The sequence below is a fragment of the Chryseobacterium luteum genome (genome assembly GCF_000737785.1).
GTDB classification, from domain to species: domain Bacteria; phylum Bacteroidota; class Bacteroidia; order Flavobacteriales; family Weeksellaceae; genus Chryseobacterium; species Chryseobacterium luteum.
The window spans coordinates 79,858-95,704 of record NZ_JPRO01000014.1; the positions used below are offsets into that span (position 1 = coordinate 79,858).

General features: G+C 37.2%; 15 protein-coding genes. 8 read left to right on the forward strand and 7 right to left on the reverse strand.

What is annotated here, in order from left to right:
• Positions 1-29 precede the first annotated feature (29 nt).
• From trpD to IX38_RS14495, 5 genes are all read right to left on the reverse strand, one after another.
• Positions 30-1,019 carry an anthranilate phosphoribosyltransferase gene (gene trpD, locus IX38_RS14475; RefSeq protein ID WP_034706473.1) on the reverse strand — a complete coding sequence of 330 codons (990 nt, stop codon included), beginning with the start codon at positions 1,017-1,019 and terminating at the stop codon, positions 30-32.
• 52 nt (positions 1,020-1,071) lie between these two features.
• Positions 1,072-1,554, reverse strand: a complete 483-nt coding sequence (locus tag IX38_RS14480; protein ID WP_034706172.1) for a hypothetical protein — start codon at positions 1,552-1,554, stop codon at positions 1,072-1,074.
• A gap of 1 nt (position 1,555) precedes the next feature.
• The gene (locus IX38_RS14485) at positions 1,556-2,164 is read right to left on the reverse strand and encodes an anthranilate synthase component II (protein WP_051884777.1); all 609 of its coding nucleotides are present in this window, start codon (positions 2,162-2,164) and stop codon (positions 1,556-1,558) included.
• A gap of 53 nt (positions 2,165-2,217) precedes the next feature.
• On the reverse strand, positions 2,218-3,642 hold the full coding sequence (locus IX38_RS14490; RefSeq protein WP_034706173.1) for an anthranilate synthase component I family protein: 1,425 nt from the start codon (positions 3,640-3,642) through the stop codon (positions 2,218-2,220).
• A 245-nt stretch (positions 3,643-3,887) separates the two neighbouring features.
• On the reverse strand, positions 3,888-4,532 hold the full coding sequence (locus IX38_RS14495; RefSeq protein ID WP_034706174.1) for a hypothetical protein: 645 nt from the start codon (positions 4,530-4,532) through the stop codon (positions 3,888-3,890).
• A gap of 139 nt (positions 4,533-4,671) precedes the next feature.
• On the opposite strand from IX38_RS14495, the gene IX38_RS14500 reads away from it, so the two are divergent.
• The 7 genes from IX38_RS14500 (at position 4,672) to IX38_RS14530 (ending at position 12,544) form a co-directional block, all read left to right on the forward strand.
• The gene (locus IX38_RS14500; protein ID WP_034706175.1) at positions 4,672-4,896 is read left to right on the forward strand and encodes a hypothetical protein; all 225 of its coding nucleotides are present in this window, start codon (positions 4,672-4,674) and stop codon (positions 4,894-4,896) included.
• Positions 4,896-5,270 carry a c-type cytochrome gene (locus IX38_RS14505; RefSeq protein ID WP_034706176.1) on the forward strand — a complete coding sequence of 125 codons (375 nt, stop codon included), beginning with the start codon at positions 4,896-4,898 and terminating at the stop codon, positions 5,268-5,270. Before IX38_RS14500 ends, IX38_RS14505 begins: the two co-directional genes overlap by 1 nt.
• A gap of 3 nt (positions 5,271-5,273) precedes the next feature.
• Positions 5,274-6,200: a 23S rRNA (adenine(1618)-N(6))-methyltransferase RlmF gene (gene rlmF, locus IX38_RS14510; RefSeq protein WP_034706178.1), complete on the forward strand. Its 927-nt coding sequence runs from the start codon at positions 5,274-5,276 to the stop codon at positions 6,198-6,200.
• Positions 6,201-6,353: 153 nt separating this feature from the next.
• Positions 6,354-7,772, forward strand: a complete 1,419-nt coding sequence (locus tag IX38_RS14515; RefSeq protein ID WP_034706180.1) for a T9SS type A sorting domain-containing protein — start codon at positions 6,354-6,356, stop codon at positions 7,770-7,772.
• A 153-nt stretch (positions 7,773-7,925) separates the two neighbouring features.
• Positions 7,926-9,626 carry a lysine--tRNA ligase gene (gene lysS, locus IX38_RS14520; protein WP_034706182.1) on the forward strand — a complete coding sequence of 567 codons (1,701 nt, stop codon included), beginning with the start codon at positions 7,926-7,928 and terminating at the stop codon, positions 9,624-9,626.
• Positions 9,627-9,734: 108 nt separating this feature from the next.
• Complete coding sequence (locus IX38_RS14525) at positions 9,735-11,159, forward strand: T9SS type A sorting domain-containing protein (protein ID WP_034706185.1); 1,425 nt, start codon at positions 9,735-9,737, stop codon at positions 11,157-11,159.
• An 8-nt stretch (positions 11,160-11,167) separates the two neighbouring features.
• On the forward strand, positions 11,168-12,544 hold the full coding sequence (locus IX38_RS14530) for a T9SS type A sorting domain-containing protein (RefSeq protein ID WP_034706186.1): 1,377 nt from the start codon (positions 11,168-11,170) through the stop codon (positions 12,542-12,544).
• Between the two features lie 81 nt (positions 12,545-12,625).
• On the opposite strand, the gene IX38_RS14535 is transcribed toward IX38_RS14530, so the two are convergent.
• On the reverse strand, positions 12,626-13,630 hold the full coding sequence (locus IX38_RS14535; protein WP_034706188.1) for a cytochrome d ubiquinol oxidase subunit II: 1,005 nt from the start codon (positions 13,628-13,630) through the stop codon (positions 12,626-12,628).
• Positions 13,627-14,970 (reverse strand): cytochrome ubiquinol oxidase subunit I, encoded by a 1,344-nt coding sequence (locus tag IX38_RS14540; protein WP_034706190.1) that lies wholly within the window; start codon positions 14,968-14,970, stop codon positions 13,627-13,629. The genes IX38_RS14535 and IX38_RS14540 overlap by 4 nt, the downstream gene beginning before the upstream one ends.
• A gap of 376 nt (positions 14,971-15,346) precedes the next feature.
• Between IX38_RS14540 and IX38_RS14545 the strand changes: the two genes are divergently transcribed.
• On the forward strand, positions 15,347-15,778 hold the full coding sequence (locus tag IX38_RS14545; protein WP_034706192.1) for a helix-turn-helix transcriptional regulator: 432 nt from the start codon (positions 15,347-15,349) through the stop codon (positions 15,776-15,778).
• Positions 15,779-15,847 lie beyond the last annotated feature (69 nt).

The window sequence follows — 15,847 nt, forward strand, 5'->3', positions numbered from 1 at the left end:
AGTAATCAGCAGCTAATTGATATCAATAATTAACCATTCACCAATAATTCAAGACTTTTTAATGCTTTTCCGCTTTCCAGGCTTTCTTTTGCCAGTGCAAGACAGTCTTCATAGGATCCGAATTTCCGGGTATGAAGAAGAGCCGTTGATGCATTGGCAAGAACCACAGAATTTTGCTGTACCGAGCCTTTTCCTTCGAGAATATTCCTGAAGATCTTTGCCGATTCCTGAGGTGTTTCACCGCCTCTGATGCTTTCCGGGCTTACAGAATCAAATCCCAGATCCTGCGCAGAATAAATTTCCTCGCCGCTTTTCGTAATGATCTTGCTGTCCTGGGTAAGGCTTATTTCATCATAGCCGTCCAGACCGTGTAGCAGGACAAACTCCCGATCTTCTTTCTGCAAAAGGTATTGGTAGATTCTTGCAATTTCAAGATTATACACTCCGATCACCGAATATCTTGGCTTTGCGGGATTGACCAACGGGCCCAGAAGGTTAAAGAATGTTCTGAGTCCCAAAGCTTTTCGTAAAGCACCGACAGACTGAAGTGCGGGATGAAAATACGGAGCATGAAGAAAACAGATATTGGCTTTTTCAAGATCATGATTCAGTTGGTCGGAATTGTTTTTGAACTGATAGCCAAGCTCTTCCATTACATTGGATGATCCTGTGGTGGCAGATGCCCCGTAGTTTCCGTGCTTGGCAACTTTCTGTCCTGTTCCGGCAACAACAAAGCTTGCCAGCGTTGATATATTGATGGTGTTTTTACCGTCACCTCCCGTCCCTACGATGTCTATCGTATCATCGGTATCGAGATGTACGGAAACGGCCATCTGCAAAAGAGCTTCCCTGAAACCTTCGAGCTCTTTTAAGGTAATATTCCGCATCAGAAATACGCTGATGAAGGCGGTAACCTCTGCGGTATTGAATTTATTCTGAGCAATTTCAATCATCGTTGCCTTCGCCTCAGATTTGGACAAGGTGTGATGATTGAACAGGTATTGTAATATTTCTTTCATTTGTGGTGTTTTTATGGTTGTTGCGTAATCGCTTTCTGCTGTTTTCATAATTCTAAGTGTAAACAAATTGCATTAAAGCTTCAGCTGAACTGAAATTAAGTTTTTCTGCAAGTCTTTCTAAAACTTCTTTGTCTGCAAGGTTCAAATTAATGTGTAACTGATCAAAGATTATATAGAGATCACAGTCATATTTTGGGAAATCAAATAATTCTAAGTACAGTGTAATCCTTTCATTCACTTTATAATCAAGTTCTAAGCTTGAAATTAAAGACAAAGCAAATAATTCGATCTGAAACCCACTCCAGTTGGGAATATCTTTTTTTATTTTTTCAAGAATATTCTCACTGGAATTTTGAATGAGCCTTATCACATCATCAGTACCATGACATTCACTCCACCAATCGCTGTCCCAGTTCTCATGCTCCAAAATGTAGGCATAGATCCGGAGAACTTCCTCGTCAGAACTTTGGGTTCTGTTGTTTTGTGCATGCATTTCTTTTTTGGCAAGAAACTGCTCAAACTCTTCCTTGGTCATCTCAGTTCAATAAAAAATTTCTGATAATGACTTCTCCATCAGGAGTTAAGATGCTTTCGGGATGAAACTGCACCCCGTGCACATCATAAGTTTTGTGCTGCAGGGCCATAATCATTCCGTCCTTATCTACCGCTGTGATTTCCAGCTCTTCCGGGAAACCTTCCGGATTGACTGCCCAGCTGTGGTATCTTCCCACTTCCATTCCTGAAACCAGGTTTTTGAAAATTTTCGTGTTTTCTTTAACAAATTCAGCAGAAGTGGCCACGCCATGAAAAATTTCTGAAAGATTGATCAGGTTGCCTCCAAAAGCTTCTGCAATAGCCTGTTGGCCAAGACATACGCCCAGAATACTTTTACTGGGAGCGTATTCCCTGATCAGTTCCAGTAAGATTCCTGCTTCTTCCGGAATTCCCGGACCGGGAGAAAGGATAATTTTGTCATATTTCCCGATTTCTTCCAAAGTGATCTGATCATTTCTTATGACATCCACTTTCTGATCCAGAATTCTTTCAATGATCTGGACAAGGTTGTACGTAAAGCTGTCGTAGTTATCAAAAACCAGAACTTTAAATGGAGTATTGACCGCAGGTTGGTTTATATTATTATTCATTTTTTGTTTTTTTACTGTTTGATGATGGGTAGTTGCCGGTTATTGGATGACCTTTAATTCATTACTAATTTACCTGCTTTATCGACTGCTTTTTTCAAGGCGTTTAATTTATTGTTCACTTCCTGCAGCTCATTTTCAGGGACGGATTTTGCGACCAGCCCTGCTCCGGCCTGATAATAAAGGGTATTGTTTCTGCTTAAAAAAGTACGGATCATAATCGCCTGGTTGCAGGTTCCGTTTAACCCGATCATACCGATGCATCCGCCGTAATAGCCGCGGGAATCTTTTTCATACTGATCAATCAGCTGAAGGGCTTTATGTTTTGGTGCCCCGCTTAAAGTTCCCTGCGGAAAGGTTGCGGAAACCATATCCATAGGATTGAGATTTTCGGGAAGATCAGCAGTAACTTCGCTTACCATATGGATAACGTGGGAAAAGAGCTGAATCTCCTTAAGTTTGGTAACGGTTACATTTTTGCCAAGTTTACCAAGATCGTTTCTTGCCAGGTCTACCAACATGGTGTGCTCCGCATTTTCTTTCGGGTCATTTTTTAAAGCCTCAATCGACGCCAGGTCGGTTTCCAGATGTCCGGTTCTTTTGAAAGTTCCGGCAATAGGGTGGATGATGGCTTTATTGTCTTTAATGATTAGCTGGCTTTCAGGGCTTGATCCGAATAATTTGTAGTTTCCATAATCAAAAAAGAAAAGATAGGGAGAAGGATTGATGTTTCTAAGGGCACGGTAGACATTGAATTCATCCCCTTTGAATTTCTGTTCAAATCTTCTGCTCAGAACCAGTTGAAAAACATCGCCTCTCATGCAGTGTTTTTGTGCCGTTTTTACCAGTTCAATATATTCTTCATCCGTAAGATTAGAAGTTTCGCTGGCGGTTTTTTCGAAAGGGTAGACCGGAATATTCTGATTTCTGATCAGGCTTTCCAGCAAATAAATCTCGGATTTTAAACCTGGAATTTGATTTTCAATAATATGCATTTCATCATTGTAATGATTGATGGCAATGACGTACTGGTATAATCTGTAACGGAGAATCGGGATTTCTACTTCCGGGCTCTGTGGCTTCAGGCTGATGTTTTCGAAAAACTGTACAGCTTCAAAACTGGTGTATCCGAAAAGGCTCTGGGCTGTCTGTTCAATGGGATCATGCGTAGTTTCACAATCGAAGATACTTTGAAATTCATCAAAAATATCAGTAATTTTACGTTCGCCTATCAGCTGCTTTACAGGATCTGAACCGGGAAGCTTGATTTCAAACTCGTTCAGGTTTTTAACTTCAATTCCTGCAACGGCATTCACAGCAATAAACGAAAAGTTATTGTCAATATTCTTGGAATCCGAACTTTCCAGAAGGATGGTATCCCGGAATCTGTCTCTGATCTGAAGATAGATATTCATGGGAGTATAAAGATCTCCCAGCGTTTTTCTGGAACCGGTTTTTATTTTTATTTTTTGAGTGGTCATCTGACTTGTATTTCTGTTTTGATTAAATAAAAAAAGCTTCAACGGAATCCGTCAAAGCCTATATATTGTATCTTAATTATTCTGCTATACCATTAGCAACATGACAATACCTCCAGACCCGACGAAGAGTTTGAAAGCCACCACCAAATATTGTTGCTCATATTAAACATGGGACAAATGTAGAAATTTTTTTAATATAAAAACAAAAAAACGGCAGAATTAAAAAAACTTAATATTGAAATCTTCTATTTAAGCTGCTTCAGCTCCTTTTTTAATTCTTCAATTTTTATTTTGTATTCTTCACTTTCATAGTATTTTACATAGTCTTCCAGAGCTGAAATATATTCTTCAATGAATTCCTTATTGGTTCTGTCCGCTTCATATTTGATTCTGGCAGAGTTCACCGGAGCCATTTTTTCATATTTCAGCAAAGCGTTTCCTTCTTTGGACTGATAATACAGGATCACGATGTTTTTCTCATATCCCGGAATATATTTTACCGGAAAATGCTGCTCCATCCTCGGAATCCTGATGGCATTTTCAATAGGATAAATGGTAGCACTTGTTGTTGAAAAATAAGTTGACACATATTTCCCGTCCTGCTTTTTGACAATAGCTTCATAATCATGAATATACATATCATTCAGTGTAGAATTGGTTTCTACATCAGAGGTGATGACGGCTGTACTTTCTACACCGTATTGGTTTAAAAACCAGGCATTCAGATACTGTCCGGCAATACCGTTCAGAATAGCCAGAGGAATGATAGGAGCAAGGAACCATGCCTTTCTGGTCATGTAGGAAAGCAGCACAAAGAACACCAGAAGTATGATCACAGTATAAAAACCGTGATGGCTGGTGAAAAACAGAATTTTGGAGATGAAAATCATAGCTTAAATTTAAAATTATTGACGCATATAATCATTATCTAAACATTAATTTTATGGAAAAATGTAAGCAATGTGGAGATAAATCATGAGTTTAGAAGCTTATTTTTTATATTTTTGTCTAAATTTTATAGAAAAAATAATGAGAAAAGTATTAGCAATTGCATTCATCGGAAGTTTATTCGTAGTAAACTGTTCCAAGAAACCTGATCATACATTACAGGACAGCAACACCATGCTTGAAGAACCTGAAGCTCCAGCAGTAGTAGATTCTACAGCTAAGAAAGCTGCTCCGGCTGCTGCAACAACGCCTGCGCCAGCTACTCCTGAAGCAGCTAAAACAGATTCTACTGCAGCAAAAAAATAATGAAAAAATTCCTTTTGGCAGGAGCTGTGGGATTTCTGATCCTTTCCTGTTCTAAAAAAGAAAATACGGAGGTACCAGGTATGCCTTCCGGAACATCCGCTGTTTCGGAGCCGGCAAAAGCTAATCTTTCAGGTGACCAGATCATTGAAACATTAGACTGTTCAGGATGCCATGCCGTGAATGAGAGAATGATAGGACCTTCTTACAAAGAGATTGCAGAAAAATATTCTGATAAAGATATTGAAATGCTGGCCTCGAAGATTATAGAAGGCGGAAGCGGAGTTTGGGGAGGTGTTCCGATGGCTGCCCATCCACAGGTGTCTAAAGAAGATGCCAAAAAAATGGTAGAATATATTCTGAGTCAGAAAAAATAAATTATGCCTGCCGAAAAATCCAGTCTGCACACAAGAAATCTGCATCGTAATCCCTATGATTTTGATCAGCTTATTTCTTGTGTGCCAGAACTGAAACATTATGTTTTTGTGAATGCTTATCAAACGGCTACAATCAATTTCAGCCTTCCTAAAGCGGTTAAACTTCTTAATCAGGCATTACTGTTACATTTTTACAATGTCAAAAACTGGGATATTCCGGAGACCAACCTATGTCCTCCCATTCCCGGACGGGCTGATTACATCCATTATATTGCTGATTTATTAGCTGAGCAGCGGTCTGAAATTCCTACAGGAACTTCCATATCTGGTCTGGATATTGGGACAGGGGCGAACCTTGTTTATCCTTTACTGGCTCACAGGTCTTATGGATGGAAAATGCTGGGAACAGATATCAGTAAGGCTTCTTTGGAGAATGCACAGCGTATTTTAGTTGACAATCCGGATGTATTGCCGGTTATTCAGTTAAAACAGCAGCCTGATCACAATCATATCTTTAAAAATATCATTGAGGCCGGAGATCGTTTTACATTTTCTATGTGTAATCCTCCTTTTCATGATTCTGAGGAAGCGGCGTTATTAGGAAACCGCAGAAAATCCAACAATCTTAGAAAGTCAAAAATACAAAAGCCGAATCTTAATTTTAGCGGGCAACAGTCGGAATTGTGGTGCGAAGGTGGCGAGATGGCTTTTATCAAAAAGATGATCAATGAAAGTGTCCGGTTCTCGTCGCAGGTTTTGTGGTTTACAAGCCTGGTTTCCAAAAAAGACAATTTACATCAGCTTACTACGCTTTTGAAAAACCTCAGGGTTGAAGAATTTAAAACCATCGATATGGCTCAGGGTCAGAAGATCAGCCGGATTTTAGCATGGACATTTATCCCGAAACAGACCAGGAAAGATTGGTTTTAATAAAAAAAGTGAATTCCCTTTTTGCATGCGAAAATGTTGAAATGATCTCCATAAGTTTGTGGAATATTCATTAATTTACTTATTTTGCAAATTAATGAATTGTTTTTATGCTTCATGTACAATTGATGCCATAAAAATTAAAAAACACACACGATGAAAAAAATTATGACAACTTTGGGCTGTGTCACAGCCTTTTTTCTCCATGCACAAACTGTTGCCACTGACAATACATTCGGAACAAACGGTATTTCCGTTTTAAGTCATCAGACCAACGGTAATTCTGTTGTAAATTCTATTGTCCAGAGTGATGGAAAGATTCTTGTTACAGGAATGCGAATCAACGGTGCTAATAACGAGGAGGTTTTTATTGCAAGATTGAATGCCAATGGAATTCCTGATACAACATTTGCAAACTCGGGATATTTTACGTCTTATCAGAATCCCAATGCTTATTCGGCAAATTTATTTTTGAATGGAAATAAAATACTGATTTTTTACCCGGAACAAGGAACATTCATTAAACTCAATAACGACGGTAGTGTTGACAATTCATTCGGGACCAATGGTATGGTAACTTTAGCTTCCACATCATACCAGGTTAAAAATATACTGATTGGGAATTATTTGTATGCTGTTAAAAATGTATCTTCACAAGTGATTTTGGATAAAATTGATATCAGCTCAGGTCTGGTTATCTCTTCATCAACAATTTCCGGGCTTACAAAATCAAATGGAATTTATTCCGGGCCAAATGGAAAACTAATCGTTAAATCAACTAATTATCAATCTCTAGCTACATCAATAACGCTTGTGAATACAGATGGCAGTTTGGATACGGCATTTGGCACAAACGGCAGTATGGTTGTAAGTTCTTTTGGCTCTTTGAATGAAGTTGAAGCGGCTTACGATTATATTTCAACAGATGATACCCAAAATATCATTTATGCCTTATCGAATGAAAATGATTTTACGGTAACAGTTAAAAAATATTCTTCAAATGGTTTTCCGGTAACAGGTTTTGCCAATAACGGGAGCTTTGTTTTGGCCAATGCCACCATTTCCGGACTGGAAACACTTTCAGGTCAGATCTATTTCAGTGGCGCAAGTCTGCAGGGTGGAACAGCCAATCTTTTATTGGGAAGGTTACATTCTAATGGAACTTTAGACAATTCATTTGATAACGATGGTATTTATATTTACAATACAAATGCCTCATCAGAATGGGCCGAGAGTTTCAATATACTATCACCTGCTTCTTTCATCATTGCGGGAGAAATTAGCGGAAACAGCAATAATATCTATGTAGGTAAATTTGTCGTTACGCAGACTCTTGCAACTTCAGAAGTAGATTCTAAGGAGGCAATTTGGTTTGAAAACCCGTTGAAGTCAAATTTAGTATATAAATCAAAAGAAAAGATTTCTCTTATAGAACTTTATTCGGCAGAAGGCAGGTTCATTAAAACTATTAAAGAAAATAACCAAAGCATCACTGATTTATCGAAAGGTTTATACATTGCAAAAATCAAATTTGAAAATGGAAGTTTTATAACTAAAAAATTGATCAAACATTAATCCTCTTATAGTGGAATTTGGTTTTTTAACGATGAAATTGACGGAAAAATATTTGTAAGCTCCGCTTTAAATTGAGTTTTAAGTTAGTCAAAATTTAAGTTTCATAAAGATTTTAAAATCACTATTTTTGCAATTCGAAAAAATTGAATTACAATGCAATTATCAGAACAGGAAATCATTAGAAGAGAAAAGCTGAATAAGCTTGTTGAAATGGGAATCAATGCATTCCCGGCAGAAGAATACGTTATTACAGATACTACAGAATCTATAAAACAGGATTTTTCTGAAAGTAAACAGGTGAAGATTGCAGGAAGATTGATGTCCCGCAGAATTCAGGGGAAGGCTTCTTTTGCTGAATTGCAGGACTCTACAGGAAAAATTCAGGTGTACTTCAACAGAGACGAAATCTGTACAGGTGAAGACAAAACTTTATATAACGACGTTTACAAACACCTTTTAGACATCGGTGATATCATCGGTATCGAAGGAGAACTGTTCACCACTCAGGTGGGTGAAAAAACAGTTTTGGTAAAAAACTTTACGCTGCTTACCAAAGCATTACGTCCGCTTCCACAAGCAAAAACGGATGAAAATGGAGTAGTACACGATGCTTTCAACGATCCTGAAATGAGATACAGACAGCGTTATGTAGATTTAACGGTGAATCCGCAGGTGAAAGAGATCTTTGTGAAAAGAACAAAACTGTTCAATGCAATGAGAACTTTCTTTAATGATGCAGGATATTTTGAAGTTGAAACTCCAATCTTACAGTCAATTCCAGGTGGAGCGGCTGCAAGACCGTTTATCACGCATCATAATGCTTTAGATATTCCATTATATTTAAGAATTGCGAACGAATTGTATCTGAAAAGATTGATCGTTGGTGGATTTGACGGTGTTTATGAATTCTCAAAAAACTTCAGAAATGAAGGGATGGACAGAACACACAATCCGGAATTTACAGCAATGGAAATTTATGTAGCCTACAAAGACTACAACTGGATGATGGATTTTACGGAAAAATTATTGGAATTCTGCGCAACTTCTGTGAACGGAAATTCAGAATCTACTTTCGGTGAACATACGATCAGTTGGAAAGCGCCATATCCAAGAGTTTCTATGACGGAAGCAATCCAAAAATATACAGGTTTCGATATCACAGGGAAAACGGAGCAGGAATTGTTCGATTTCGCTAAATCTATCGGAATTGATGTCAATGAAACGATGGGTAAAGGAAAACTGATTGATGAAATTTTTGGTGAAAAATGTGAAGGAAACTTCATTCAGCCGACTTTCATTACTGATTATCCGATCGAAATGTCTCCATTAACGAAGAAACACAGAAGCAAAGAAGGTCTTACGGAACGTTTTGAATTAATGGTTTGCGGTAAAGAAATTGCCAATGCTTATTCAGAATTAAATGACCCGATTGACCAGAGAGAACGTTTCGAAGAGCAGCTGAAATTAGCCGAAAAAGGAGATGATGAAGCTGGACAATTCATTGATGAAGACTTCTTAAGAGCTTTAGAATACGGAATGCCGCCAACTTCAGGCTTAGGAATCGGAATGGACAGATTGATTATGTTCTTAACGAATAATCCATCTATCCAGGAAGTATTGTTCTTCCCTCAGATGAGACCTGAAAAAACAGTACCCCAAATCGAATTAGGTGAAGATGAAAAAGTAATTCTTGAAATTTTAAATTCCCAGGAAGAGCCCTTTTCATTAGCTGAGGTGAAGGAAAGAAGTCAGTTATCCGGTAAAAAATGGGATAAAGCTTCTAAAACTTTGACTAAAAATAATTTGGTGAAGGTGGAGAAAATTGATGAGAATGTTTTGATGAAACTGGTTTAAAATCAATTAGAAATAAAAATATTAAGAGCAGGCTAAAAAAGTCTGCTTTTTTCATTTTCCTGTGGAAAAAAAAGTTATTTTTGAAAAATAATAAAACACACTTGAATAATGAAAAAAATAATTACGGCAATTCTTGCCTGTAATCTTGCGTATTCTTATGCGCAAATTAACTTAACCCCAGATTCTAATTTCGGAAACAATGGCACTGTAGATTTAGGACCTAATCTAAGTAGAATTCTTTCTTACCGTTTTTTAAATGATAAGATTATGATTCAAAACTATGATTTAACAAATCCAAATCTTACTTATTCCAGAATTTCAATGCTGAATAATGATGGGAGTTTATATACAAATTTTGGAGCGGGTGGTTCATTTCTTTTGCCAACCAGTTATAATGGTAACAATGATGCCGATTTTGTACACCATCTCAACTCATCCTATATCCTGATGATTTCTGGTAGAAAATATTTGTATAACGGGAGTTTAGATCAGACCTACGGTAACAACGGTCAAACACAGGTGTATCCTGAAGAGATTTATCGTAAAGTGCTGCCGAACGGCAAGTTACTCATTAGAACCATCAATGATTTTTATCAATATACATCAACAGGGAACTTAGACACTACTTTCGGGAATAACGGAAGTGTTTCTACAAATAATCTTTTAACAAACTATAACTATCCAATCTTTAATTATCAAGATAATTTCGTGCCTTTAAGCTCAGGTAATTCAGTTTTAGAATATGATAGTAATTACGGTAGATTGAGGAAAATGAATTATGTCAGCGGTAATTATGACGCTAGTTTTAGTGTCGATGGAAATGCACAATACACCAACGGAACGTCAGGTACTATTATGAAATTTCATGTGTTAAGTGATCATTCGTTGATTAATTATTTGTTTGACAGTAATAATCCGAATTCAAAATTTTTAACCAAAACATTATCAACAGGAATGTTGGATTCGGCATTGGGTAATAATGGTAAAATTGATTTGCCAGGAAACGTAAACGGTGTTAGTTTATTGTATAATCAGGATTTTGCGGTTGTCAATGAAACTAATTATATCGTTCCGGTATTTGATGATAGTTATCCAAAAAAGATGTATCTCGCCAATTTTAATAACAATGGATTAAGTACGATTAACAGTCAGAATCTTTTAGATACTGGAATCACCACGGCTATGGTTAATCCTGATGATAAAGTATTTATTTCGGTAAAGAATGGTTATCTCTATCTTTTTGTAAACCCGACTATTATCAAAAGATATTTGATATCAGAAAACGTACTTTCTGCAAACGAAACTAAAGCAGATGCACAACTTAGCTTTGCCAATCCTTTTAAAAACGAACTAAATTTAATTACGGATGTGAGAATAAAATCTGTAGAGATGTATGATGAAAGCGGACGTATGGTTTTGAAAAAGAATACAAAGAAAAATATTGATACATCAGATTTAGAAAAAGGAATTTATTTCATAAAAGTAACTACGGAATCGAATCAAGTAATTTCCAAGAAAGGAATTAAAAATTAGAATTGACAATGAAAAAAATATTAACGGCAATTTTTGCGTGCAGTATTGCCTATTCTTTTGCACAAATTACGATTTCAAAAGATCTTTCTTACGGAAATAATGGTGTCGTTACCTTAGGTAGTTATGTAACAAGTGAAACGGACTATATAAAACCAATGGACAACAGCGAAGTTTTGCTATCTGTTTATAATCCGGGTGGAGCAAAATTTATTAAACTGAAAACTGACGGAACTTATAATCCTGCTTTTGGTACTAATGGGGTTTTAACCGTTACAGATGATCGGATTTTAAGTATCCATAACAACTATTTTTATGGTGGGAGAGAGTTTGAGGGGCGATATTATATCAAAAGATATCTTCTGACTAGCGGAAGTTTAGATACAAGTTTCGGAGTAAATGGAGTTTTGGATGCGGGATTAATGTACCAGGCCACAATGATTACACAGCCAGACGGAAAAATCTTGGTAAGATCACAAAATGGGTTCAAAAGATATTCATCGGTAGGTGTTCTTGATACTTCTTTTGCTAATAATGGGTTTTATGATGTTCACAATGCATATGGAACGCATAGCTTGAAACTTTCTGGCAATAATTTATATGAATATGGCTCTGAATGGGCTACTGATTATGGTATTTATAAAAGAAATATTGCTTTAGCAAACACAGATACGAGCTACGGAGTAAACGGGAAATCATTACCGGGATGCCCCTCGGGAAATATGGGTTACGGCTATCCACAATATCTTGATACAGAAGGAGAGGTTGTTTTTTTGCATGAAAACAGTATTTCAAAGAAGCTTTCAGACGGAAATTCTGATATTTCGTTTGCTAATAATGGATGTTTAGATCTACAGACATCTTTTAGCGGCCAGACTTTTAAATATAATCAGATTTTTCATTATAATAATCAACGGTTTTATTTTATTCTTAAAAACGAATCAAATCCTACCGATGGCTCGGTTAAGTTTGTTATTTATAATAAAAACGGAAATCTCATGACTATAAATAATCAATCTTTTTACGAAACCAATCTGATTGATGATCAATATGGCTACATTGGTACAACAGTGGTGGGGAATTATCTTTATATGATTGGCTTTTCTAAAGTGTCAAGATATATTTTATCCGAAACAAGTCTTGGAGTTGAAGGAGCTAATAATCAAAAAACTGAGTTAGATTTTGTTAATCCTTTCAAAAATGAATTAAATTTAAATACCAATGAAAAAATAAAATCAGTTGAAATTTATGATGAAGCAGGACGTTCAGTGTTAAAAGCAAACGCAACAAAAAACATCAATACTTCTATGCTGGAAAAAGGAGTTTACTTTATTAAAATTATCACAGAGCAAAATCAAATAATTTCCAAGAAAGGAATTAAAAACTAAAATTTAAATAAATTAAATCCTGAAAATATTTTCAGGATTTTTATTTTTAAGGTCAAATCAGTAAGTGGAGAGTGTCCTTCCTTACTTTCTCTGCTTACTAAACGAAAACATCAGATAAAACAAAAACGGAAGAATAAATAAAGAACCCAGCATCAGTGCCCATCCCAAAGCTGCAATCGTTTTCGGAGGAGCCATATGCGCCAGAAGAGAAAGATGCTGCCCATTTCCCAGTAAAATAATATCAGGATTATGCTGATACGTAGCTGCAACCAGGATCATCACCATCTGAAAACCTGCAAGTGCCCGTACCGGAAGCAATTTTCTCCGGTTCATCGCGCGGAGGATAAGTCCCAGCGCAACAGTAGCAAAGGAAATCGCCATAATCCCCAATGGTTTTGAAAACACCCACTTCACAAGAGGAATATCAGAAATGTAAGCCGTTAAAAACACCAGTATACCTGTGATCACTACAAAAATCATGGTCTGTTTGGATTTTTTGATCATCAGGGTAAGATCAGCCTTATCACGGGTTTCTCTTAATGAAAAAATAGAAGCCAGATAAGCGCAGAGTGCCACGGTAAACAGACCTACGGAAACTCCGAACCAGTTCAGCCAGCTGAAAATATACAAATCTAAAAATCCAACGGCATCAGGATTGATGGAATGTGAAACAGTTGCAGCTGCAATTAAACCTAAGAAAAAAGGCGTTAAAAGGCTTGCATAATAGAAAATCTGCGTATATAATACCTGCATCTTATCTTTCACAGCATCATAATGCCTGAACGTAAAGGCCGTTCCCCTTGCAATAATTCCCAAAAGCATCAATACCAAAGGAATATGAAGGTAAGTCGACATGGTCGTGTAAATTTCAGGGAAGCCCACAAAAAGAATAACGATCGCAATGATCAGCCACATATGATTGGCCTCCCATACAGGTGCAATCGACTCATACATGATTTCCTGTGTCTTGTGGCGGGCTTTTTTATGGGTGAAAAGCTCTACAATTCCGGCTCCGAAATCTGCACCGCCCAAAATAATATAAAGGCAGATAGAAAGCCATAGAAAACCTATAACAACGTAGATCATGATTTTTTGTTTTTATCGTTAAACTGAGCGTCTGTAGGGTCATAAAGTTTCGGTACCATCTGGATCTGTCTCCTCAAAAGAAAGATAATGATCAATGATAATGATACGAAAATAGCAGTAAAGAAATAGAAAGAATACTGTATTCCCGGCATAGGCGTCACCGCATCTGCTGTCCTCATGATTCCGTAGATGATCCAGGGCTGTCTTCCGACTTCAGTTACAGTCCATCCGGCTTCCAGAGCAATATATCCGAAAGGCGTTGCAATTAAAAATGTTTTTAAAAGCCAGTTTTTGTTCAGCCATTCCTTTTTGAAAAAGAAAGAATACAGATAAATACCCCCGATACAGATCATCACGACACCGAAGAAGATCATGATCTGGAAAGCGTAATGAACAACCGCTACCGGAGGCCATTCGTCACGGGGAAAATCTTTTAATCCTTTTACCTCATGATTGAAATCATTGCTCACCAGGAAGCTTAATACTTTCGGAATTTTAACGGCATATTTCACTTCTCCCTTTTCTTCATCAGGAATCCCTCCAAGTATAAACGGTGCCCCTTTTTCAGTTTCAAAATGAGCTTCCATTGCCGCAAGCTTAATAGGCTGTCTTTCCGCAACAGATTTGGCAGCAACATCACCGCTTAAAGGTGCTCCGAAAGCCCCGATCAAGGCAAATCCGGCAGCAATCCTGAATGCTTTTGTATGGAATTCCACATTCTTTTTCTTCATAATTAAAAAGGCATGCACCCCTGCAACGGCAAATCCCGTCGCACAGAATGCAGCAACCGTCATATGAAGAGCCTGGGGGAACCATGCATCATTAAACATCGCTTTAATGGGATCTATATTGACATACTGTCCATCAATATAATCAAAACCCGAAGGTGAATTCATCCAGGCGTTAGCTGCCACCACCAGAATACCGGAAGCCAGTCCGCTTAGTCCTACCAGAAATCCGCAGAACCAATGGAACCATTTGTTGAATTTTTCCCAGCCGTATAAAAAGAACCCGATTGCGATTGCTTCAATAAAAAATGCAGTTCCTTCAAGAGAAAAAGGCATTCCGAAGATGGGGCCTGCGTGTTTCATAAACCCCGGCCACAAAAGTCCGAGCTCAAAAGAAAGCATGGTTCCTGAAACGGCTCCGGTGGCAAAAAGAATGGCAACTCCCTTGCTCCAGGCTTTTGTAAGGCCTTTATATACCTCATTATTGGTCTTCAGGTATTTCCAGTGTGCAAAAGCCATCAGGAAAGGCATCACCATTCCCACACAGGCAAAAATGATATGAAAGCCAAGCGAGAGGGCCATCTGCGCTCGGGCTGCAATAAAATCATCCATAATAATCAACTTTTGAGTAAATAAATTTAAGCATAAAATACGGATGTGTAATATGATTTAATGCAGTTGAAATTTGGCAAATAGATGATAACTTTGAATTTTTTTGTGCGTTAGAAATTCTTTATTTCTGCCCGTAATTCGATCCTTTTTAATGTCTTTTGAGATTTGGAAAGACCGATATTACAATAGAATTGATGACCTGATGAAGTGACAATTATTTCTCTTTGTCAATCTTGTTTTCTTTGAATGAAAGAATACTTGTTAAGATATGGTGAGCTGGAAAGGATATTTTACTCAAAATACAGGATATTTTAGAATATAATTTATTTTAAAAAGGTATTTTATTTTTCTCTCCTAAAGCTTTATATTTGTTATTATGATTGACACAGATATGCAGAATAAAAAAATACATCAGGGCCGAAATATCAAGCGTTTTAGGGAAATGCTCGGTATCAAGCAGGAAGCACTGGCTTTTGAGCTGGGTGATGACTGGAACCAGAAGAAGATTTCCCTCCTTGAGCAGAAAGAAACTGTAGAATCCGATATTTTAGCAAAAGTTGCGGGTATTCTTAAAGTTCCTGCTGAAGCTATTGAGAATTTTGATGAAGAGCAGGCGATCAGTATAATTTCAAATACAGCATCTTTTGATAATTGTCAGCAACCCGCGTTTTTCAATTTTCAACCTACATTCAATCCGATTGATAAAATTGTAGAATTGTATGATGAAAAAATAGCTTTGTACGAAAGGATGCTGAAAGAGAAAGATGATATGCTTGGAAGACTTGAAAAATTGATCGAAAAGAGATAAAGGTCAGGATTATCTTTAAAATGATAAAAAATTGATCCTGAAAAACATAAAGTTCGCTGGTACAGGAAC

Bases quoted from the DNA above. Each gene is read 5' to 3' on its own strand.
- IX38_RS14490 (WP_034706173.1), bottom strand. From the start codon at position 3,642: ATGACCACTCAAAAAATAAAAATAAAAACCGGTTCCAGAAAAACGCTG.
- IX38_RS14530 (WP_034706186.1), top strand. From the start codon at position 11,168: ATGAAAAAAATATTAACGGCAATTTTTGCGTGCAGTATTGCCTATTCT.
- lysS (WP_034706182.1), top strand. From the start codon at position 7,926: ATGCAATTATCAGAACAGGAAATCATTAGAAGAGAAAAGCTGAATAAG.
- trpD (WP_034706473.1), bottom strand. From the start codon at position 1,019: ATGAAAGAAATATTACAATACCTGTTCAATCATCACACCTTGTCCAAA.
- IX38_RS14500 (WP_034706175.1), top strand. From the start codon at position 4,672: ATGAGAAAAGTATTAGCAATTGCATTCATCGGAAGTTTATTCGTAGTA.
- IX38_RS14505 (WP_034706176.1), top strand. From the start codon at position 4,896: ATGAAAAAATTCCTTTTGGCAGGAGCTGTGGGATTTCTGATCCTTTCC.
- rlmF (WP_034706178.1), top strand. From the start codon at position 5,274: ATGCCTGCCGAAAAATCCAGTCTGCACACAAGAAATCTGCATCGTAAT.
- IX38_RS14540 (WP_034706190.1), bottom strand. From the start codon at position 14,970: ATGGATGATTTTATTGCAGCCCGAGCGCAGATGGCCCTCTCGCTTGGC.
- IX38_RS14525 (WP_034706185.1), top strand. From the start codon at position 9,735: ATGAAAAAAATAATTACGGCAATTCTTGCCTGTAATCTTGCGTATTCT.
- IX38_RS14545 (WP_034706192.1), top strand. From the start codon at position 15,347: ATGATTGACACAGATATGCAGAATAAAAAAATACATCAGGGCCGAAAT.
- IX38_RS14515 (WP_034706180.1), top strand. From the start codon at position 6,354: ATGAAAAAAATTATGACAACTTTGGGCTGTGTCACAGCCTTTTTTCTC.
- IX38_RS14485 (WP_051884777.1), bottom strand. From the start codon at position 2,164: ATGAATAATAATATAAACCAACCTGCGGTCAATACTCCATTTAAAGTT.
- IX38_RS14480 (WP_034706172.1), bottom strand. From the start codon at position 1,554: ATGACCAAGGAAGAGTTTGAGCAGTTTCTTGCCAAAAAAGAAATGCAT.
- IX38_RS14535 (WP_034706188.1), bottom strand. From the start codon at position 13,630: ATGATCTACGTTGTTATAGGTTTTCTATGGCTTTCTATCTGCCTTTAT.
- IX38_RS14495 (WP_034706174.1), bottom strand. From the start codon at position 4,532: ATGATTTTCATCTCCAAAATTCTGTTTTTCACCAGCCATCACGGTTTT.